Here is a 20256-nt window from a genome sequence, read left to right on the forward strand (position 1 = left end):
AAAAGCGAAGGCATACACTGAAAAGTGAATAAATAAGACCCAAGCAAGTATCCATAAACAGTTGTGCTGGCGACAATAGCAAGAGTGAACCACCTGATCCCTTCCCGAACTCAGAAGTGAAACCTCTTCGCGCTGATGGTAGTGTGGGGTTACCCATGTGAGAGTAAGTCATCGCCAGCTCATTATTCCTAAAACCCCCTCAGTTAATCAACTGAGGGGGTTTTTTTATGGGGCTAAAGAATAAGTCAAAATAAAAGGCTCTTTTAGAGCCTTTCAATACCCCATTATTAAGAGCTGTAGTGTGTATCCGCTTCTAAAATCTTCTCAGAACATCTTTTAATTGAAAAAAGTAATTGAGGATCGGGGATTTAAAATCTATAGAGGTTTTATATTAAATCTATAATGCACTTTTCAAAGTTTTTCGATGTTGTTGTACTTGATTTGCATATTTTTTACCTTGGTGCTTCATTTTCCAGCTTGAGTGATAGCCCGTTGGACCAACATTATAATAGGCCAATGCTTTAGGCCAATTGCCTGCTTTACTGTTATAAGAGGCTAAGATATATGTACCACAATTAATATTATTATTTTCCTCTATCAGATCTCCAGAACAGATTTGTTGCCAGTAACGAGGAATAATTTGAGTGAGTCCGACGGCACCTGCGGATGAAATAGCGTAGTTTCTATAACTTGATTCTTGTCGAATCATGGCGGCTAAAAGTAATGGATCAACATTATACTTGTCAGCACTTTGAACAATCATAGGCGATACACGCCTTGCTGTATTGGGTTCAACAGAATAAGCTTTTTGTATACCAGCAGATAATTTAGCAGAGCGTTTAGCAATTGAGCCACTACCTAAAGATGAACAACCTGTAAAAGCTAGAGCAATAAGAGTTATAGCTGTGAATTTAAATGTACAGAAATGAGTATTTAATAATTGTGATCGTAAGTGAGATGTAATCAACAAGGTGAGAAACCAAAAGTAAAATTTTATTGAAAGTTATGCTAGTGGCCTCAGTAGCTAGAGTCAATAGTTGATGTTTTGTATTATTTATTCAATTTGTGAAGAATACTGATATTAAAATTATAGGCTGATTTTGAAAAGTAGATTATTTCATATAAATAGAGCATCTTATCATTTTGATGCAACTTATTCGTTAAAGAGTATTTTAACTGTTTAATTCTTTTAAGATGGCTTCATTAAAAGCTGGAATATCATCTGGGCATCGTGACGTAATCAAAGGCCAGTTGTGGGTATTACAACAATGAACATCTTCATCCACCCAGTTTCCGCCAGCATTTTCTAGATCTAATTTGATACTTTTATAAGATGTTAAATTTTTATCTTTAATGCATCCAGCATTGATTAAAACCCAAGGTGCATGACAAATAGTGGCAATAGGTTTTGCATTATCTGTGAAGTATTGAATAATTCTATGTGCATCTTGATTTAGCCTAAGTGTATCAGCATTTATAGTTCCCCCAGGAATGACCAAAATATCATAATCTTGTGCTGAAACTTTAGCTAAAGTGGTTTGTGGGATATAAGCGGTTGTAGATTCTTTACCATTTTTAACCGTATGTACTTCCTTTTGTTCTTCAGCAGCATGAATCACTTCAATGCCTTTTGATTGTAAAAATTCCAGTGGTTTGACCAGTTCATCGTGTTCTATACCCACATTAGAGGTAATAAATAATGCTTTTTTAGACATGTTAATGATCCTGAATCATGTATTAGAATTTTGACATTAACAAAGTGTCTTAGATGGAGTTGTACAAATTTTAGCTTGTTCTTGTTAAAGTTTGAAAAAATTAAGTGAAAAATAAGCCCCATACGTGATGAGGCTTATTTTATATAGATTTCAAATTAGACCATTTTCTTACTTTTATGCATCCTGCTTACGTCGTTTATTATTTTTATTGTTGGAAGCATCCTACTTCCTGATAATTTAAGCATATGTTTTTGGATCTATCTCAACCAGCCGTGATTGCATATTTTTGTTGTAAGCAATCACGGACAGGAATGTAGATAATTAGCCGATAAAGTAAAGTCAAAGGATGACATAATTTTCTATCACTCTAATATTTAAAAGTATATTAAAGCAATTTTTGCATCCAAATTTCACAAGCATGGCTATGTCCAGTATTGCCTTTAGGTTGGTCTAAATATTTAAAACCTAATTTTTCATACAGTTTGACTGCTTGCCACAATTCTTTGGTTGTTTCTAAATAACAAGATTTAAAACCCTGCTGTTGAGTAAATTGAAAACTTTTTTCGAGTATTTGTTTAGCAAAGCCTAAACTGCGAATTTCAGGCAAAAAGTACATTTTTTGAATTTCTAGTATGGTTTTATCACCTGTTAGTTCAGATAAACCGCCACCACCAAATATTTGACCATGTTCATTTTCAATGATCCAGTACTGGCTGTTTTCCTGTGAATATACAGTGTATAAATCATCTAAAATTGGATCAGCTACGGCAAAACCAGATTCAGCAGCAAGTCCGAATTCTTTGGAAACTTCGCGAATAATGTGTGCAATTTCAATATTGTCTGAGGCCTGAATGGGTCTGATGTGATACATAAACTTAAATCAATAACAATAAAAAAAGAGATGGATTTTTATAACAAAAAATCCATCTCTTGTAAGCTCTTTATCGATTAAAAAATCACAAAACTATTTTAATTCACTTGAACTTTTACCTAATTCACGACGTGCAATAATGAGTTGTTGGATTTGTTGTGTACCTTCAAAAATATCGAGAATTTTTGAGTCACGTGCCCATTTTTCTAATAACTCATCTTCGTTATAACCAACGCTTGCAGCCAATTCGACACATTTTAACGTGATTTCATTGCAAATTCGTCCTGCCTTGGCTTTTGAAATAGACGCTTCACGAGAGTTTGGTTTTTTATTATCAGCCATCCACGCGGCTTTCATGGTCAGTAAGCGTGCAGCTTCCCATTCTGCTTCCATCCGATAAATTTGTGCGGCTATATAGGATGTCTGTAAATAGGGGGTAGCATAATTTTCATCTAATTGATCTTTAAAAATTTCTTTAATTTTTTCTAGAGATGCTTTAGCACAGCCGACAGCCATGGCAGCGACCAAAGGGCGAGTGTTATCAAAAGTTTCCATTACACCAGCGAAACCTTTTGCTATGTCAATTTCGGCATGACCCAATAAATTTATACTGGGTACACGACAGTCAATAAAGCTAATTACGGCCGTATCGGATGCTTTAATACCGAGTTTATGTTCCAGACGTTCTACTTTCATTCCCGCAGTTCCTTTCGGAACGACAAAGGATTTAATCGCAGCTCGACCTTGTTTTTTATCTAAGGTTGCCCAAACGACAACAGAGTCAGCACGTTCACCTGAAGTCACGAAAATCTTTTCACCATTTAAAATATAATCATCGCCATCTTTGGTTGCTGTGGTTCGGATCGCGGCGGAATCTGAACCACAGCCAGATTCGGTAATTGCCATTGCTGCCCATGTGCCTTTAAAGCGTTCTAGTTGTTCATCGTTTGCGACAGCGGCTATTGCAGAATTACCTAAACCTTGACGAGGCATACTGAGTAATAATCCAGTATCGCCATAACACATTTCAATTACACCCAGTGCCGTGGACATATTGACACCATTTTTATTTCCGGCTTCTGTGTTGCCACGTTTTCCGACGGCAGCACCTGCATTCATGCCTTCACCACCATCGTTCATTCCATCAAGGATTGAGGCAAACATATCGAGTTCTTTGGGATAGCTATGTTCGGCTTTATCGTATTTACGTGAAATGGGACGTAGTACATTGACAGCAGTTTCATGTGCTTGATCTATCAGTAGCTTAAATTTTTTAGGATTTTGTAAGTTCATGTGCTTTATTCCTTATTTTGATAGTTTAAGCATGTAAGCCTGAATGTAAGATTGCTGTTGCACGTAAATCACGATACCAACGTTCTACGGGGTGTTCTTTGGTAAAGCCATGACCACCTAAAATTTGCACGCCATTCGTTCCAATTTGCATGGATTTTTCTGCACAGAGTAACCGTGCTAAATAGGCTTCGCGATGAAAAGCTTGACCTGCTTCTGCAAGACTTGCAGCATTTAAAATCAACATACGCATAGCATCAATTTCGATCGCCATATCGGCAATCATAAATGCCACACTTTGACGGTGTGAAATAGGTTCACCAAAAGCAGTACGTTCATTGGCATATTGAATACAGTAAGTTTTCACTGCTTCACAAGTGCCGACAGCCATAGCGCACCACATTAAATTACCTAAGTCCAAGAAAGCTGGGTAATTAAAGTCTTCATCACCTAACAATTCGGCAGGAGTTTGATTGAATTTTAAAGTCACAGTTTCGACTGCTTTCATCCCCATAGCTGTGCTTTTTTTGGCGGTAATGCTGTTATCACGTTTTACAATGAAAACCTCTGGCGAGCCATTAAGTTCAGCATTCACTAGCAATAGATCAGCAGTTTCACCTAAGATCACCAAGGTCTTTTCTCCATCAATGGTGTATTTTCCATTGTTTGAAATTGCCTTAGTTTTTAAATTGAATGGATTAAATGCAGGGGTTGCTTCTTGTATCGCAAATGTTGCTTGAATATCGCTATCATTGGCAAAGTTAGGTAAGTAGGTCGATTGAATTTTTTCAGAACCCCATTGTGTAATGGCATTAATGGCACTGAATGTGGAAAGTAAACCCGCAGTTAGTGTGAAATCACCTCTGGCCAAATGTTCAGCAATTAAAATATTACTTAAAATATTTTTTTCTGTTGCCACACCACCTAAGGCTTCAGGAAGCACATAGTAATTTAATCCTAGATCCGTACCATGTTGCCAAAGTACAGTCGGAAATTTTTCATCTTGATCCGCTTGATGTGCCAAAGGATAGAGAACTTCAGATGCGAACTGATCCATCGCATCGCAGGTCATTTGTTGTTCTTCGGTGAGGTTTAGATCGAAGAGTGATTTTTGTTGATTAGGTAACCGCTGCTTATGGATATTTGTATCAGCTTTAAATACCTTCTGGGTTTTACTTAAGGTCTTAAAGCTGATTTTTGAGCCTTGATATAGAGATTTTTCCAGAAATTTACGTAGCTTGAGCTGATCCAGAACATCACTACCTGCAATTTTGGTGATCAGTGAAAGCCCAAATCCTTGTGCTTTGTTTACCATATTGGTCATTATTATCGTCCATCAGTTTTTGATTCTTTGTATTTTTATGCTGACACGTGAACATAGAAAAGACTATGTCATCGCTGACAATTAAAATTGACTTAGATGAATGGTTTTATATTTTTTAAAAGTTCATTAAGTTATTGAATAAGATTTATTTTTTTAGATTTTTATTTTGGGTTTTAAATAGGGGGTTGACTAGAATGACAATAAGTTCATTCTAGTCTAGATCGCTTTATAAGAATTTTTCGACCATTTTACGGACATTGGTTTTTGCATCGATCACCGTCATAAAAGTGTATGCACCAATGAATTTTCGACTAATAAACATAAATTCTTTAGGCGGTACACTGAAATAACGTGATGCCATGGATTTAGATGCACGCTGCATTACCCGACTATGTAACTGGCTTTTTTTCCAATCGTAACGCTGTTGTTCATCCATAACCCCTTCAGGTAAGTCTGGATTGTTTGTGGTTGTACTAAAGGCTTCAGTGGCTAACAAAAAGACTTTCGCCATATCGGGTTTAATGCTTTGTGGAATTGAATCAAAGAATTCATAACCTGTCATCGCATTGATCATTTCATCAATATTATGATGATAACCCGCTTGAATTAAATTACGCGCAACGCTGAGCAAATGCTCATCAAATTGACGAATCGCACCAAAATCTAACAGTACAATTTTATCTTTGTTGTCTACGCCATTGCCCAATCGCACCAAATAATTTCCAAAATTTGGGTCGGTTTGCATTTCACCCCATTCAAAAATCTCACGGACAGCAATTTCTAAAGATGCTTCACCGAGTTGATTACGACGTTCTTGAGGTAGAGATAACATGACAGGGCTATTGATCGGGACACCACGTTCAAAAGTCATACAGAGAATTTGATCTGTGCAGTAATCATCAATAATGTGCGGTACAACATAGCGTGGGTCATCTTTTAAACGGTCTGCAAAACGACGTGTAGTCGCAGCTTCAATTTCATAGTTGACTTCACGATGCAGCATTTCGCGGACTTCATCAAACCATTGATCAAATTCACGAGTTTGCGGCACGATGCGCGTCAGTTTAAGCATATTTTTAAATAAGCTCATATCTGAATCAATAGCATCGGCTACACCGGGATATTGGATTTTTAGGACAATTTCCAAACCATCTGATTTGCGAGTAGCACGATGTACTTGTGCCAATGAAGCCGTGCCTAAAGGTTCATGATCAATTGTTAAATCATGCAATTTAGAACCTAGCTGTTGTTCTAAATGCTGTTTAATGGCTGGCCATGCGAGGGCGATCGTTTGATTGTTTAATGTATTGAGCGCTTGTGTGATTTCTTCAGGCAAAAAATGTTCGCCATACAACGCCATCATTTGACCAATTTTAACGATAGAACCTTTAAGTTTGCCAATTTCAGAAACAAGATAATCTGCTTGCTCTTTCATCGCTTTTTTACGTTTTTTTTCTTTTTCTGCGTCACTGGAAAACATGGTTGTTGCATTAGATGCAGCCCAACGAGTTCCTGCTAGTAAGGATGCTTTAGCGATAGATAAGCGTCGATCCATAGAGGAAGTTTTAAGTTGTTTAAGCTTATCGTTCTGATTTGACATTAAACAAAATCCTTTAATCAGCAAGTCGCAGAATAATTAATTGTAGCGGATATTAACGTGTATTGAAGTATTAAAAAAGTTCAACATGTTGGATAGGGTATGAATATGCTTAATATTTAATTCATTTTTCAATAAAAGCATCTGTTTTACTCAGATAAATCTACATTTTCACGCTGCCAGCTCAATCACGGACTACAGTGCTTTTAAAGAGCGTATATCTCAAAGGATATACATTGATCACTATCTATCTGCGGCTTACATATTGAATTGAATTTTAATGTCACTTTTTTGCTTTAACATCGTTTCATTGTCTTGAATGTGTTGGAAAATCATGGCTTGAACAGCATCATGCTGAAAACCAAGTGAATAACCTTTTACAATGATAATACTTGGTAGGCTAAAGAATAGATATTTGGCATCATCTTCAGTCGTTGTGGTGTAAATACCGTGTTGGATAAGAATCTCTTGGAAAAACTTTTTCTCATGTAAAACTTGAGTGGATAAAGTGTCATTCCAATAGTTTTGACGCATTGCCATTAAATTGTTGTGTTTATAACTCATAATGAAAGATTCGATGTTGAATTGAATGAGGCTTTGTTCAATATAAGGGCATTTGTACCGAATTCAATATGAAAATTGCAGTGATTTTTTGATCTTTAGATTTAAACATGCTGAGATAGGAATCTGTAGATGATTAATGTACTATTCATAAAATAAAAGAATAGAATTTTCAATGAGTCATGTCGACAAGGGGAAGTCATGCGATTCGTATCAGCCATTTTTGTGTGTATAGTTGCTTTGGGTTCGAGTATAGCTTTTGCTGATGGATACTCTAAGGTATATACGCAGTGTTTAAATAATGCTTATGGTGATTTAGAGATCATTAAAAAGTGTGTAAGTACAGAGCAGGAAAAGCAAAATAAGTTACTAAAACAGTATTACGAAAAGATTTTGGAAAATAATGGTCAACACACAGCGAATATTAAACAACAGCGTCAGCTTTGGCAAAATCTGGTTGAACAGCGCTGTTATTCAGCGTTAAAGAGTGATTTTGGGAAAATAAGACAGGCAAAATGCCACTTAGAGATGACCATGAACCAAGTCGGCTATTACAAAAGTAAGCAATTAGGTCTGAGTTAATTGTGCTGAATAGCCATGCAAGCGTTATAAAAACCAGTAAAACAAGGTATCATAAGGCGTTTAAAAATATCGACCTTGGAGAAGCCTTAAGTGGATCAACTGACCATTAGCCCTGAACATTTGCAGGAAGCCGCTGAAAACCTAACCACCATTCGCGATTTTATTCGTTTTGGTGTTTCAGCTCTACGTCAATATGATGCACATTTAGGTCAAGGTACTGAAGACTTTTTTGCTGAAAGTTCGGCTCTAGTGTTGCAAACATTGGCATTGGATTGGAGTGCGAATCCAGAAATTTTAGATGCGAAATTATTGCCAAGTGAAAAAGCAGAATTTATCAGTTTGCTTGAACGTCGCATCAATGAAAAAGTGCCAACTTCTTATTTATTGAATCTTGCTTATTTCTGTGACAAACCTTATTACGTAGATGAGCGTGTGCTTATTCCACGTTCACCGATTGCAGAATTGATTAATCAACGTTTTGCACCATACTGCTTAGATGAAAATGGTCAAGTCCGTGAAGCTCTAAATAACCTGCCTGAGAATGCAAATCCTAAAATGCCACGTCGTATTTTAGATATGTGTACGGGTTCGGGTTGTATCGCGATTGCTTTGTCATATGCATTCCCTGAATCTGAAGTAGATGCGACTGATATTTCTAAAGAAGCTTTAGAAGTTGCTTCTATTAATGCTGAACATCACAATATGCAATATCAAGTTGCATTGATGGAATCAGACCTATTTGCAAAAATTCCTGCTGAAAATCAATATGATTTAATCGTGTCAAATCCTCCATATGTGGATGCTGAAGACATGGCTGATTTGCCTGCTGAATTTTTGCATGAACCAGAGCTTGCACTTGCTGCGGGTCAGGATGGTTTAGATTTAGTGCGTAAAATGTTAGCGCAAGCTGCCGATTACTTAACTGAAGATGGCTTAATCGTGATTGAAGTGGGTAATTCTGAATGGGCAATGAAGCAGAACTTTAATACTGTAGATTTCCATTGGTTAACTTTCCAAAAAGGTGGTTCTGGTATTTTTGCTTTAACAGCAGAACAATGCCGTCAATACCGTGATTTATTTGTAAAATCTGTTCAAGCATAAGGGGTTGTGAACATGGCAGGTAATAGTATTGGACAGCTGTTCCGTGTAACGACTTGTGGTGAATCTCATGGCGTTGGCCTCATGGCAATTGTCGATGGTGTTCCGCCAGGTTTAGAGCTTTCTGAAGCAGATTTGCAACATGATTTAGACCGTCGTAAGCCGGGAACATCTAAATTTGCGACTCAACGTAAAGAACCCGATGAAGTTGAAATTATTTCAGGTGTATTTGAAGGTAAAACCACAGGTACATCGATTGGTTTACTGATTCGTAATACGGATCAGAAATCGAAAGATTATGGCAATATTGCACAAACCTTCCGTCCGGGGCATGCAGATTATACCTATACCCAAAAGTATGGCTTTCGTGATTACCGTGGTGGCGGTCGTTCAAGCGCGCGTGAAACCGCGATGCGTGTAGCGGCAGGTGCAATTGCCAAAAAATATCTTGCTGAAAAATTTGCGATTGATATTCGTGGTCATGTAACGCAAATTGGCACAGAAAAAGCGGAAAAATTGGATTGGGCAGAAGTTCCGAACAATCCTTTTTTCTGTGGTGATGTGGATGCGGTACCTCGTTTTGAAGCTTTAGTGACTTCACTACGTGAACAGGGTACAAGTTGTGGTGCAAAACTTGAAATTGTTGCCGAAAAAGTTCCCGTGGGTTGGGGCGAACCTGTATTTGACCGTTTAGATGCCGATATTGCCCATGCAATGATGAGTATCAATGCGGTTAAAGGCGTTGAAATTGGCGATGGTTTTGCAGTTGCAGAACAGTTTGGTCATGAAACGCGTGATGAGTTAACAAGCGATGGTTTCTTGGCAAATCACGCGGGCGGTATTCTGGGTGGAATTTCATCGGGTCAAACAATTCGTGTGGCAATTGCATTAAAACCCACTGCAAGTATTACCACACCAGGTAAAACCATTAATATTGACCGTGAAAATACCGATGTATTAACCAAAGGTCGTCATGATCCATGTGTGGGGGTACGTGCGACACCGATTGCAGAAGCGATGCTTGCCATTGTATTGATGGATCACTTTATGCGTCATCGTGCACAAAATGCAGATGTTGTTGCGCCGTTTGCACCGATTGAGCCGAAGTGAAGTAAAAAGTGAAGTAAAAATTTTCTTTGCTTGAAGATCAAAAGTGAATCGTTTATCTACATGCTTTGATCAAAAAACCAGACTTTATGTCTGGTTTTTTATTTTTGAATTGGACTCAAAATCTGCTACATTTTAATTCACATTTTGTTAATCCTAGATCAAAATAAGAACAATGAAAAACTTAAGTTTTAGAACAGCAAATTCTTCAGATATTCAAAATTTAATGATTCTTATCAACCAAGCTTATAGAACGAATAATCTTGCAAGTTGGACCAGTGAAGAAGGTATTGTTGCTGGGGCAAGAATTAATGAACAACAACTACTTCATCTTTTGTTGCAGCAGAATGTGCAGCTATTTGTTGCTGATCTTCAGGACAGTGCACAACAGACGTTGCTTGGCTGTATTGGTTTAACTTTTCAACAAGATACAGTGGAAATAGGAACTTTTTGTGTTGCATCTTCTTGGCAAAATCAGGGTGTTGGTCGGCAGTTGCTTGAATATGCAGAAATGAAGGCACAGGAAATATGTGTTAATTTAAAGTGTTATGAGATGTTTGTACTTGATGTCAGATCTGAATTAATTGAATATTATGAACGATGTGGCTATGTTAAAACAGCTTGCATCGAAAATTATCCCATGAATGCAAATGTAGGCAGGCCATTAATTGATTTGAAGTTACAGCAGATGAAAAAGTTGGTCATGCAATAGATCTAAAAATGGTAGGTGAAAGGAGAGATGATTGAAATTTAGGCTCAATTTCTATTCAGATGATAAAACCATTAATTTAAATAGAATTCGGGTTAGTTAATAGTTGAATAATTATAACGTTTCAGAAATTATATGATCCGAAGCTGCAATATGATATTGATTTCGACCATTACTTTTCGCTGCATAGAGTGCATGATCCGCTCGTGAAATAAACTCTGAAAGGCTGTCATTTAAATGGGGAACCATTGTCGCGACACCAACACTAATGGTTACATGTTTGGAAACATTACTTTTAGGGTGAATAATTCCAATATTTTGGACTAATTCCATTAAGCGCTGTACTTGAATAAGTGCTTGATCTTTGTCTGTTATCGAGAACAATAGCAAAAACTCTTCACCACCATAACGTGCGGCTAGATCGCCACTTCGTGAAGAAATCGAACCCAGTAAAATTGCAATACGTCTGAGGCATTGATCTCCTTGAATATGCCCAAGTGTATCGTTATATAGCTTAAAAAAATCTATATCGATCATCATGATTGTTATAGGTAACTCATGACGAATTGCACGTTTCCATTCATTTTCAAGGACTTCATCTAAGTAGCGTCGATTTGCTAAACCCGTCAAAGCATCTTGTTGTGAAAGAATTGAAAGTTGTTGTGCTTGACGCATGAGTTCTAGTCGATTTAATTCGATCATACAATTCTGTAGATAATTTTCTCGATGTTGTCGATCTGTAGCATAAGCTAAAGCCATGCCAAGGAAACTACTAAAAGTATAAGTTCTATTTAAAAAAATCCAATCAATTGAAACATTTAACCATGTGCTTACACCTACGCCAATCAGACCGCCACACCAGCCTGCAATAATTGCAGTATAAAACCTCATGCCAACAAAGCCATAAATAATCACCACTGCATACATCATTGCAGCGTGAAAAAGCACGTTATTTTGACCTTGTTCTAATACGTTAATCAGGGTGAACGTTAGTGCAACTGCGCCTGTAGATCCAAGACCAACATAGTGATCAAACCACTTGTTCATAGTGGGAATGAAGGCAAGTAACCATGCGAAAACAATAATCATACCAACCCAACCATAATATACGATCCACTCAAAACGCATCTCGGTTGGTAAAGTTTGATAAGTACCAAAACTTAAATATAGATATAATCCTAAAATGATAGGTGCACGATAACGGAATTCATATGCAGCTTCATTTTTATACTGATTCTTATAAATAGCTTCTAATTTTTTAGGAAACCAAACTAAGTTTAGCCCGCGAGAAATTAACAAGTCGATTTGTTCTTGCCCCAGTAGATTGGACGCTTTTAATTTCATCTTATCTCTGACCCTCCCAATGTTTTTATAAATGTAAAGATAGGGATTGTTTTTTAACTACGTTACACTGAATTAAATAAAATGTGTATTAGATTATAAAAAAATAATATAATTTTATTATTCAGAGTTTTTCTGCATTCAATATTTAACTAATATAATGATTAAGCTTAATAAAGTGTTATATAAATAAAAACTGTTACAACTTAAATAACAATGATTAGATAACTTGCATAAGTCAAAAAACGTTCAATATTCGAGTTTTTAAAATCAGCACTGCCTCATTTTATTGCTTTAGTTTTTATGCCTTTGCGTAGGCATTATCTCTACTTTTGAAAGGTCAAAAGTAGACAAAAACCTTTTATTTCCCATACACGACGTCCTCGTCGTGATGGGAAACGTGTGGCATCCATGCCACACTCATGAATCCAATACCTGCTAAAGTTTGTTTTTTAACTTTGCTTTACGAAGTACTTGTATTGATCAAAAAATGATTCATGAAAGAAGTCTATTGTGTATTTATTTTATTAAAATACAATCTAAAAAAGCAGCAATCATAGAATATGGTTGAATTAAGTCATACGAAATAGGATGCATCGCAATGACCGCTATGAATCAATATGGAACAAAATTAGAACTTACAGCTCATTCGGAGTGGTCTCAAAAGTTTTGGGATGAACTTTTTCCTGCGAAAGAACGAGTGAGTAAACACCCTTTATTTTTAGATATGGCGAATGGATCATTGAGTCTAGAATGTTTTCGTTCAGCATTACTAAATTTTTATCCTTTAGTTGCTCATTTTCCATCTTATATGGCAGGTACGCTGGCCAAAGCAACATCATTGTCTCTAGAAGGGGTCATAGATACTAGAAATTGGTTAATTCAAAATATTAAAGTTGAAGAACGTCATCTACATTGGTATCAAGATTGGGCTAGAGGTTTTGGTTTGACAGTTGAAATGTTGAATGAAGTTAGACCGCCTGTGGCAATGAATGCAGTGAATCATTTTTTATGGGATATTAATTTTAGAGGTACTTTAGCGGAAAGTATTGCTGCAACAAATTTAGCAATTGAATGGGCAACTGGGGATTGGACGATACAAGTTTACAAAGGAATACAAACATATATAGAGCATCCAGAAGTCAGTATTAATAAGCGATCTTTGGCTTGGTTAAGAGCACATGCTCATTATGATGATTTACATCCGTATGAAGCAATGGAGCTGATAAAACGGTTGTGTGATAAAGATCCTGTATTGCAGAAGAAAGCATTTTTAGCGGCACAAGAAGGTTTGGCATATTATGAATTAGCATTAGATACATGCTACAAATTACGCTAGAAAAATTTAAAAATCATCATTCAGCAGAGAGCTGTGCTAATCGTTAGCTTTGGGAGAAAAGTGTTATTTAATATTAGATAATACTTCATTTCACCAAGGTGGAAATATTAGACAGATGTAGAAGCATATGCTTATATTTTAATTTTGACTACATTATTCTCTTGAGTTTAATCTAATAGAAAAATATTGGCAGTGCTCAAATAAAAAGTAAGATTACTATTATCTCTGGATATTGCTCTTTTTGGATGCTTTATAAATCATTTATGGCCCTTAAAGTGTTTTTGGCTATGTTGAATATAAGTGAAGGAATGTAATCTATTTAAATACAATGATGTGCTTTTAAATCTTTAATTGTCTGATATATAGGTATTTTTACTAAAATAAAAGTGGTTAACAAATATAATTAATTTAGTTCTCGCGAATGGTATGAAAATTGCTCATATTGAGATAAGTAATTATTGCAGGAGAGATGTTCTTCTGTGAACACGCCGAAGGAGCAACGACCCCGGAAACTCTCAGGCAAAAGGACTGTAATAATTTTAGAAATCTGGAGAGAAGCATATAAAATATGCTCACCGAAGGGGATGGTCAGCGTTGAAATTTTTAGCGTTAGGATCGAAGCTCTCAGGTACCAATGACAGATGGGGCTCATAGAAATGTCAACACATTTCCAGGGAGTGTCGTATGTGTCATATTGTTGTAATTGGATTGGGAATTACCGGTGTTACTTCTGCCTATGAATTGGCGAAATTGGGCTATAAAGTTACTGTTATTGATAAACATTTATATCCTGCTATGGAAACTTCTTTTGCCAATGGTGGGCAACTTTCAGCGTGTAATGCAGAGGTTTGGAATCAAAAATCTACGGTGCTAAAAGGCATGAAGTGGATGTTTAATAAGAATGCACCTTTGCTGCTTAATCCTTCATTTGACTTACATAAATATGCTTGGTTAATAGAATTCCTCGGTAATATTAAACATTATGAAGCCAATACGCGTGATACCGTAAAAATGGCATTATTGGCACGTGAGCGTTTATTCACCGTGGCTAAAGAAGAGGATATTCAGTTCGATTTAGAGAAACGGGGAATTCTTCATTTTTATCACACTAAATTGGATTATGAAGTAGCAACTCAGGTGAATGCTTTACTGCGTAAAGGAGGACTAGAAAGAAATGCGGTTACTCCAGAAGAAATTAAAAGTATAGAGCCGAGTTTAAAGGGCGAATATTATGGTGGTTTTTATTGTCCAGGGGATGCAACAGGCGATATTCATAAATTTACAGTAGGTTTGGCTAAAGCTTCTGAAAAATATGGCGTTAAGTATTTGTTTGGTCGGGAAGTCACTGATGTAAAGCATCATCCCAAAGGTCTTACGGTGCTTTATCATGCGAGTAACGAAAATATGCTGTTGGATGCTGCTACAGAGGAATCACTAGAGGCAGATGCTATTGTGGTTTGTGCGGGTGTTGGAAGCTACCATTTGGCAAATTTATTAGGCGATCGAGTCAATATTTATCCAGTGAAGGGTTATTCGATTACGCTCAATTTAAATGATGAGGATAGTGTAAAGCATGCACCATGGGTGAGTCTGCTTGATGAAAGTGCCAAAATTGTGACTTCGCGCTTAGGCGCAGACCGTTTAAGGGTAGCAGGAACAGCGGAATTTAATGGTTACAACCTCGATATTCGAGCAGATCGTATTCAACCACTGATAGACTGGGTGAATAAAAACTTTAATATTAGCACTGAAAATATTGTACCTTGGGCGGGTTTACGCCCGATGATGCCAAATATGATGCCGACTGTCCGACGTGGTAAACGTGAACGAGTGTTTTACAATACAGGGCATGGTCATTTAGGCTGGACGTTATCTGCTGCAACAGCAGTGATGATTAGTCAGGAAGTGGCATCACAACATCCAGTTTAATTGCGTAGAAACTAAAAAAGTGCGACGTGATGTGTTGCACTTTTTTTTAAGTTCAATATATGATTATCAAGAGATTTTACTGAGATGCAAAATAATGAACAAAGTCTGTCCAGTGATTCTACGAAAAAACAATAATATATCGGAAATCTTGCTTTTTAAACATCCGATAGCAGGTATTCAACTTGTTAAAGGCACGATTGAAAAATCAGAACAAATTTTTCATGCTGCTATACGTGAATTGTATGAAGAATCGGGCATTGTTGTGGGGGAACAGCAATGTTATGATTGGGGGACACATCAAATAAGCAATCAAACATGGCACTTTGTTTTTTGTGATACGTCAAATCAAGATTTAGAGGACCAATGGTGTTATGACACATTAGATGATTATGGGCATTGTTTTGAGTTTTTTTGGGAAAATATGAATACATATAACGTTCTAGATTTACATTCCAAGTATGTACAAGCCCTAGATTTGATCAGGCAGAAAATGAATCTTTATTTGCTTTAAAATGTCGCTCAATTTCGAAAAAAGAACAATGAATGCATTCAATCAAATTAGTCATACACTCGATACACACCGACAAAACGCTCACAGCCTTTCTGTTTTGTTTTGACCGATAAAATTGCTTTATTGAAATCGAACTGATATTTGCAATCATGTTCATTATCGACAATTTCATTTTTCTTTTCTGTTGTTGTATAAGCCAAGAATGGAATGGCTTGGGTTTCTAATTTATTGTTCGGGTTGCGGTAGGCAATACCTTCAATTTTAATTTTATCTTTGGTGAGTTGATGTACTTGTAAATGTACAGGTTGACTGGCAATTTTGCCATTTTCAAATTTTAAATAATGATTGGTTAAACTCTGATTCAGTGATGTGTAAAAATTAAGATCCTCAATGCGTAATTCAAATTGTTGTTTATAACAATCTAAACTTTTACATTGCTGTAAACGCTTAAACCATAAAGTATGCGTATCTTCTAATAAATGAACAGGTGCATCACTGACTAAAAAAGCAGTTATATAATGATTGCTTAATTTCTTTCGATATTCTGAAAAACCTTCAGCGCAAATATTTTTCATTGACGATGTATTTGGGCGAGAGCAGTCAATTTCTTGAGCATAAGTCATGGTTGAGCACAAACAGCCAATACTGAATAATGTGCTTAATGTTTTAATGAGATTAATATCGGTATTCACCAGCATGATCGCTTATAATTTCACTATGTTGCGCTGATGTAACTATAGCGAAATAGAAAGCGTGAATACAACATTTTCAATCATTTATTTCTTAAGGATGCTAAAAGTGGTCGCACAAATTCGAATTGGTCAGGGAATGGATGTACATGCCTTTGAAGAAGGTGATTTTGTAACTTTAGCAGGTATTAAAATTCCACATACTCAAGGCTTAAAAGCACATTCAGATGGCGATGTTGTACTACATGCTTTATGTGATGCTTTATTGGGGGCGTTGGCGTTGGGGGATATCGGACAGCATTTTCCTGACACTGATGCAAAATTTAAAGGTGCTGACAGCCGAGTTCTACTTAAGTCTGTTTATCAACTTATTTTAGATCGAGGTTATGTATTAAATAATGCTGATATTACGGTCGCGTGTGAACGTCCGAAATTAGCCAAACATAATTTAGCAATGCGTCAAAGTATTGCTGATGTCTTAGATGTGCATGTCACACAAATTAGTATTAAAGCCACAACCACCGAACAATTAGGTTTTACTGGACGTCAGGAAGGAATTTTGGCAACGGCAACAGTTTTGATTTCACATCAAGCAAAATGATCTGGATGGATGAGCGCCTGTTGTAATTCTTTGGTGGCTTTACGACCTTGTAGTTGTAAAGCGACCGCATGGATTAAGCCTGTCCATGTGTCATTTGGTTCCCAAATGCTATGCATCAGCTCTTGCGCCGTAGGCATGTCCATATCCATATAATATTGACGATATAAATACATCAAACAACTGACATGATAATTTTGACTACAGTGAACCCAAACCATTTGTTCTTGGACTAAATGAGCAAGCATGTCTAATATCAGTAAACATTGGTCATCAGATGGGGTTTCAGTAGAAATGGGTAGTTGAATATAATTTAAGCCTAAATCTAAACAAATTTTATCTTCATGAGCTAAATGCTGCTCTGCATTAGACAATCCCAAGTTTACAATTGTCGTTACACCATATTCTTTAATCAGCTTTAACTGTTCAGCAGAGGGCTGAGCAGATGTGAATAGGTGTTCGTGAATAAACTGGAAATTTTCAATGTGGCTTAATGCATTTTCAATTTCATTCATAAGATAAAAATTTTCCTAAGGTTAAAGTAGAAACGCCATCAATCAAGATGGCGTTTTAAATCTCTTAGCGATTTGGCAAAACGTCTTTGAGTGCTTCATGCATATCAAGTAGGGCTTTTTCAGTGGTTTCCCAATCAATACAACCATCAGTCACTGATTGACCATATTCAAGATCATCTAGATTTTCAGGAATATCTTGACGACCACCTTTGAGATGGCTTTCAACCATCAGACCAACAATCGACTTGTTACCATCTAAAATTTGTTCTGTGATGTTTTTCAATACAAGTGGTTGTAAATACGGGTCTTTGTTTGAATTGGCATGACTGGCATCAATCATGATTTTATTGCTTACTTTCGCTTTGGCTAAAGCATTTTCAGCTTCTGCAACAGAACCTGCGTCATAGTTTGGTTTGCCATTACCACCACGTAATACAACGTGTGCGTATGGATTGCCACTGGTGCGAATCACAGAAACTTGACCTTGGTCATTTAAACCGAGGAAGCTATGACCATGTTTAACCGATTGCATCGCATTGGTTGCAACTGTTAAGCCGCCGTCTGTACCATTTTTAAAGCCAACAGGAGAAGATAAGCCTGAAGACATTTCACGGTGTGTTTGGCTTTCTGTGGTGCGTGCGCCAATGGCTGACCATGAAATAAGGTCTTGATAATATTGTGGTGAGTTTGGATCGAGTGCTTCAGTGGCACATGGCAAACCTTTATTATTGAGTTCAACTAAAAGTTGACGACCAATACGAAGACCTTTTTCAATATTGAAAGAATCATTCATGTCAGGGTCATTAACTAAACCTTTCCAACCCACAGTCGTCCGCGGTTTTTCAAAATAAACACGCATCACGATATAAAGCGTATCTTTAATTTTTTCGCTTAAAACTTTTAAACGATCTGCATACTCATGTGCAGCAACCGTGTCATGAATTGAGCAAGGACCAATGACCACAAATAGACGCTTGTCTTTACCATCAAGAATATTGCGAATGGTTTCTCGACCTTTTAAGACAGTTTGGTAGGCATGTTCAGTTAAAGGTAACTCTTTTTTTAATTCAGCAGGAGTTACCAGAGGCTGAATGCTTTGTACATTCACGTCATCGATGTCAGATTGTGTAATAGGATTTGACTGTAGTGTATTCATTGCCGTCACTGGTTTGATTATACAAGAGTTTTTTTAGTAGCCTGAATATAACACGATTTAAGTGGTGAGTTGCTATACAAAACATCAATAAATCCGTGAAAAAAACCAATTAATCGCATAGATAGTTTAACCGTTGTTCGAATTTTCAACAGTTAAAATCATAGCAGTTGTGGGTTTTTCAACAGGTTTTACTTTTACTGGATGAAGGATGAAGTTAATACCTAATGCGAATAAGGTAATGCCTAAAATTTTACGGATAATTTTTTCTGGTAAGCGTGAACTAATTAAAGTGCCTATTACAATGGCTGGAATTGAGCCGACCAATAGCCAACCAAGCAAGTGTAAATCTACATTACCCGAACTCATATGTCCTAAACCTGCAACTAAAGTTAAAAGTACAGCGTGTACTACGTCAGATCCAATAATACGAATCATGGGTAAATTCGGGAACATGAGTACCAATGCCATAATGCCAAATGCACCTGCACCGACTGATGATAAAGTGACAAACACGCCCAGTACAATGCCCATAATCACAATATAGGCACGTTTATTTTTAGCCTGAAAATTAACCTTTTCGAGGTCTTGAGTCATATCCAAAGGTTCATTTTTACGAAGCTTGTTAAAAAAGCGTTCGATATGCCCACGGAAAATGATAGAAACACCTGTTAAAGTCAACATAAAACCTAAAACAGTGGTTAGAACTGCTTTATAACTTGTAGACTGACTTAAATAATTTTCTAAAACCCAGTGTGTGGCAAGTGAAGCAGGAATACTGCCGACAGCCAGCCAAATCACAATGGGCCAGACAATATTCATTTTTTTAGCATGGACCATTGAGCCGCAAAATTTAGAGATTGCGGCATAAAGTAAGTCAGTACCAATGGCAATGTGTGGCTCAATTCGAAACAAACTAATTAAAATAGGCGTCATGAGTGAACCACCGCCAACACCTGTAATACCGACACAGAAGCCGACTAAAACACCTGCTAAAATAAATTCAATTGGACCAAACATGGTTATATGCCAAATATCAAAAAACGTGCATATGTTATGACTATTTAAGATAAGTCGTTGTCTTGATTATTGATTTACTTATTCCAAAAAACGCTAAAGTAAATTCAATAGATCCTAAATTTTCTAGCACTTATTTTAAACGGTGAATGATGGTTATCTATATAGCTACTTTTGTTTGGGTTTTAGCTCATTTATATACAGAATAAAAATAAAAATCAGAGGACTGGAAAAGACCCAGAAGCTAATAAAACCAATACTTGAACCAGTTTGTTGTATCAATAATAACGTTGAGATAAACATGAACAGA

20 protein-coding genes, 1 rRNA gene and 1 riboswitch are annotated in these 20256 nt (G+C 36.7%); of the genes, 9 read left to right on the top strand and 12 right to left on the bottom strand.

From position 1 onward, the window contains the following. The first annotated feature begins 65 nt into the window (after nucleotides 1–65). Nucleotides 66–180 (top strand): 5S ribosomal RNA (gene rrf, locus B9T25_RS13600). 217 nt (nucleotides 181–397) lie between these two features. On the opposite strand, the gene B9T25_RS13605 is transcribed toward rrf, so the two are convergent. From B9T25_RS13605 to B9T25_RS13635, 7 genes are all read right to left on the bottom strand, one after another. Continuing rightward, the gene (locus B9T25_RS13605; RefSeq protein WP_086189010.1) at nucleotides 398–901 is read right to left on the bottom strand and encodes a lytic transglycosylase domain-containing protein; all 504 of its coding nucleotides are present in this window, start codon (nucleotides 899–901) and stop codon (nucleotides 398–400) included. A 271-nt stretch (nucleotides 902–1172) separates the two neighbouring features. Continuing rightward, on the bottom strand, nucleotides 1173–1715 hold the full coding sequence (locus B9T25_RS13610; RefSeq protein WP_086188950.1) for a type 1 glutamine amidotransferase domain-containing protein: 543 nt from the start codon (nucleotides 1713–1715) through the stop codon (nucleotides 1173–1175). A 385-nt stretch (nucleotides 1716–2100) separates the two neighbouring features. After that, nucleotides 2101–2586 (bottom strand): GNAT family N-acetyltransferase, encoded by a 486-nt coding sequence (locus tag B9T25_RS13615; protein ID WP_086188951.1) that lies wholly within the window; start codon nucleotides 2584–2586, stop codon nucleotides 2101–2103. A gap of 93 nt (nucleotides 2587–2679) precedes the next feature. Then, entirely contained in the window at nucleotides 2680–3879 is a 1200-nt protein-coding gene (locus B9T25_RS13620) for an acyl-CoA dehydrogenase family protein (RefSeq protein WP_086188952.1), read from the bottom strand. Between the two features lie 25 nt (nucleotides 3880–3904). Next, nucleotides 3905–5191 (bottom strand): acyl-CoA dehydrogenase family protein, encoded by a 1287-nt coding sequence (locus tag B9T25_RS13625; RefSeq protein WP_171262797.1) that lies wholly within the window; start codon nucleotides 5189–5191, stop codon nucleotides 3905–3907. Nucleotides 5192–5426: 235 nt separating this feature from the next. Beyond that, nucleotides 5427–6800, bottom strand: coding sequence for an ABC1 kinase family protein (locus tag B9T25_RS13630; protein ID WP_086188954.1), 1374 nt, complete (start codon nucleotides 6798–6800; stop codon nucleotides 5427–5429). Between the two features lie 255 nt (nucleotides 6801–7055). After that, complete coding sequence (locus tag B9T25_RS13635) at nucleotides 7056–7361, bottom strand: hypothetical protein (RefSeq protein ID WP_086188955.1); 306 nt, start codon at nucleotides 7359–7361, stop codon at nucleotides 7056–7058. Between the two features lie 198 nt (nucleotides 7362–7559). Here B9T25_RS13635 and B9T25_RS13640 point away from each other — a divergent pair, with 198 nt between their 5' ends. The 4 genes from B9T25_RS13640 to B9T25_RS13655 all read left to right on the top strand — a co-directional run bounded on the left by B9T25_RS13640 (nucleotide 7560) and on the right by B9T25_RS13655 (nucleotide 10857). Next, nucleotides 7560–7940: a lysozyme inhibitor LprI family protein gene (locus B9T25_RS13640; protein WP_086188956.1), complete on the top strand. Its 381-nt coding sequence runs from the start codon at nucleotides 7560–7562 to the stop codon at nucleotides 7938–7940. Between the two features lie 90 nt (nucleotides 7941–8030). Further along, a complete protein-coding gene (prmB, locus tag B9T25_RS13645) occupies nucleotides 8031–9041 on the top strand; it encodes a 50S ribosomal protein L3 N(5)-glutamine methyltransferase (protein WP_086188957.1) in 1011 nt (336 codons plus the stop codon). Nucleotides 9042–9053: 12 nt separating this feature from the next. Continuing rightward, on the top strand, nucleotides 9054–10148 hold the full coding sequence (gene aroC, locus B9T25_RS13650) for a chorismate synthase (protein ID WP_086188958.1): 1095 nt from the start codon (nucleotides 9054–9056) through the stop codon (nucleotides 10146–10148). 172 nt (nucleotides 10149–10320) lie between these two features. Next, complete coding sequence (locus B9T25_RS13655; protein ID WP_086188959.1) at nucleotides 10321–10857, top strand: GNAT family N-acetyltransferase; 537 nt, start codon at nucleotides 10321–10323, stop codon at nucleotides 10855–10857. A gap of 111 nt (nucleotides 10858–10968) precedes the next feature. Here B9T25_RS13655 and B9T25_RS13660 read toward each other — a convergent pair whose 3' ends face one another. Next, nucleotides 10969–12198: a GGDEF domain-containing protein gene (locus B9T25_RS13660; protein WP_086188960.1), complete on the bottom strand. Its 1230-nt coding sequence runs from the start codon at nucleotides 12196–12198 to the stop codon at nucleotides 10969–10971. 598 nt (nucleotides 12199–12796) lie between these two features. On the opposite strand from B9T25_RS13660, the gene B9T25_RS13665 reads away from it, so the two are divergent. The 3 genes from B9T25_RS13665 (at nucleotide 12797) to B9T25_RS13675 (ending at nucleotide 15974) form a co-directional block, all read left to right on the top strand. Continuing rightward, the gene (locus B9T25_RS13665; RefSeq protein WP_086188961.1) at nucleotides 12797–13534 is read left to right on the top strand and encodes a TenA family transcriptional regulator; all 738 of its coding nucleotides are present in this window, start codon (nucleotides 12797–12799) and stop codon (nucleotides 13532–13534) included. A gap of 451 nt (nucleotides 13535–13985) precedes the next feature. Next, nucleotides 13986–14075, top strand: a riboswitch (glycine riboswitch). A 143-nt stretch (nucleotides 14076–14218) separates the two neighbouring features. After that, nucleotides 14219–15463 carry a D-amino acid dehydrogenase gene (locus B9T25_RS13670; RefSeq protein ID WP_086188962.1) on the top strand — a complete coding sequence of 415 codons (1245 nt, stop codon included), beginning with the start codon at nucleotides 14219–14221 and terminating at the stop codon, nucleotides 15461–15463. Nucleotides 15464–15482: 19 nt separating this feature from the next. Then, nucleotides 15483–15974: an NUDIX domain-containing protein gene (locus B9T25_RS13675; RefSeq protein ID WP_143222481.1), complete on the top strand. Its 492-nt coding sequence runs from the start codon at nucleotides 15483–15485 to the stop codon at nucleotides 15972–15974. Between the two features lie 47 nt (nucleotides 15975–16021). Here B9T25_RS13675 and B9T25_RS13680 read toward each other — a convergent pair whose 3' ends face one another. Continuing rightward, nucleotides 16022–16672, bottom strand: a complete 651-nt coding sequence (locus B9T25_RS13680) for a hypothetical protein (protein WP_086188964.1) — start codon at nucleotides 16670–16672, stop codon at nucleotides 16022–16024. A 100-nt stretch (nucleotides 16673–16772) separates the two neighbouring features. On the opposite strand from B9T25_RS13680, the gene ispF reads away from it, so the two are divergent. Further along, nucleotides 16773–17264 carry a 2-C-methyl-D-erythritol 2,4-cyclodiphosphate synthase gene (ispF, locus tag B9T25_RS13685; protein ID WP_086188965.1) on the top strand — a complete coding sequence of 164 codons (492 nt, stop codon included), beginning with the start codon at nucleotides 16773–16775 and terminating at the stop codon, nucleotides 17262–17264. On the opposite strand, the gene B9T25_RS13690 is transcribed toward ispF, so the two are convergent. The 3 genes from B9T25_RS13690 to B9T25_RS13700 all read right to left on the bottom strand — a co-directional run bounded on the left by B9T25_RS13690 (nucleotide 17252) and on the right by B9T25_RS13700 (nucleotide 19949). Then, nucleotides 17252–17776 carry a protein tyrosine phosphatase family protein gene (locus B9T25_RS13690; RefSeq protein ID WP_086188966.1) on the bottom strand — a complete coding sequence of 175 codons (525 nt, stop codon included), beginning with the start codon at nucleotides 17774–17776 and terminating at the stop codon, nucleotides 17252–17254. The genes ispF and B9T25_RS13690 overlap by 13 nt on opposite strands. A 64-nt stretch (nucleotides 17777–17840) precedes the next feature. Continuing rightward, nucleotides 17841–18932, bottom strand: a complete 1092-nt coding sequence (locus B9T25_RS13695; protein WP_086188967.1) for a 3-deoxy-7-phosphoheptulonate synthase — start codon at nucleotides 18930–18932, stop codon at nucleotides 17841–17843. 126 nt (nucleotides 18933–19058) lie between these two features. Next, nucleotides 19059–19949: a sulfite exporter TauE/SafE family protein gene (locus B9T25_RS13700; protein WP_086188968.1), complete on the bottom strand. Its 891-nt coding sequence runs from the start codon at nucleotides 19947–19949 to the stop codon at nucleotides 19059–19061. Nucleotides 19950–20256 lie beyond the last annotated feature (307 nt).

The sequence above is a fragment of the Acinetobacter sp. ANC 4470 genome (assembly GCF_002135335.1).
Classification (GTDB): domain Bacteria; phylum Pseudomonadota; class Gammaproteobacteria; order Pseudomonadales; family Moraxellaceae; genus Acinetobacter.

Coding starts and splice junctions, on each gene's coding strand:
- B9T25_RS13610 (WP_086188950.1), bottom strand. CDS start 1,715: ATGTCTAAAAAAGCATTATTTATTACCTCTAATGTGGGTATAGAACAC.
- B9T25_RS13615 (WP_086188951.1), bottom strand. CDS start 2,586: ATGTATCACATCAGACCCATTCAGGCCTCAGACAATATTGAAATTGCA.
- B9T25_RS13620 (WP_086188952.1), bottom strand. CDS start 3,879: ATGAACTTACAAAATCCTAAAAAATTTAAGCTACTGATAGATCAAGCA.
- B9T25_RS13625 (WP_171262797.1), bottom strand. CDS start 5,191: ATGGTAAACAAAGCACAAGGATTTGGGCTTTCACTGATCACCAAAATT.
- B9T25_RS13630 (WP_086188954.1), bottom strand. CDS start 6,800: ATGTCAAATCAGAACGATAAGCTTAAACAACTTAAAACTTCCTCTATG.
- B9T25_RS13635 (WP_086188955.1), bottom strand. CDS start 7,361: ATGAGTTATAAACACAACAATTTAATGGCAATGCGTCAAAACTATTGG.
- B9T25_RS13640 (WP_086188956.1), top strand. CDS start 7,560: ATGCGATTCGTATCAGCCATTTTTGTGTGTATAGTTGCTTTGGGTTCG.
- aroC (WP_086188958.1), top strand. CDS start 9,054: ATGGCAGGTAATAGTATTGGACAGCTGTTCCGTGTAACGACTTGTGGT.
- B9T25_RS13655 (WP_086188959.1), top strand. CDS start 10,321: ATGAAAAACTTAAGTTTTAGAACAGCAAATTCTTCAGATATTCAAAAT.
- B9T25_RS13660 (WP_086188960.1), bottom strand. CDS start 12,198: ATGAAATTAAAAGCGTCCAATCTACTGGGGCAAGAACAAATCGACTTG.
- B9T25_RS13665 (WP_086188961.1), top strand. CDS start 12,797: ATGACCGCTATGAATCAATATGGAACAAAATTAGAACTTACAGCTCAT.
- B9T25_RS13670 (WP_086188962.1), top strand. CDS start 14,219: ATGTGTCATATTGTTGTAATTGGATTGGGAATTACCGGTGTTACTTCT.
- B9T25_RS13680 (WP_086188964.1), bottom strand. CDS start 16,672: ATGCTGGTGAATACCGATATTAATCTCATTAAAACATTAAGCACATTA.
- B9T25_RS13690 (WP_086188966.1), bottom strand. CDS start 17,776: ATGAATGAAATTGAAAATGCATTAAGCCACATTGAAAATTTCCAGTTT.
- B9T25_RS13695 (WP_086188967.1), bottom strand. CDS start 18,932: ATGAATACACTACAGTCAAATCCTATTACACAATCTGACATCGATGAC.
- B9T25_RS13700 (WP_086188968.1), bottom strand. CDS start 19,949: ATGTTTGGTCCAATTGAATTTATTTTAGCAGGTGTTTTAGTCGGCTTC.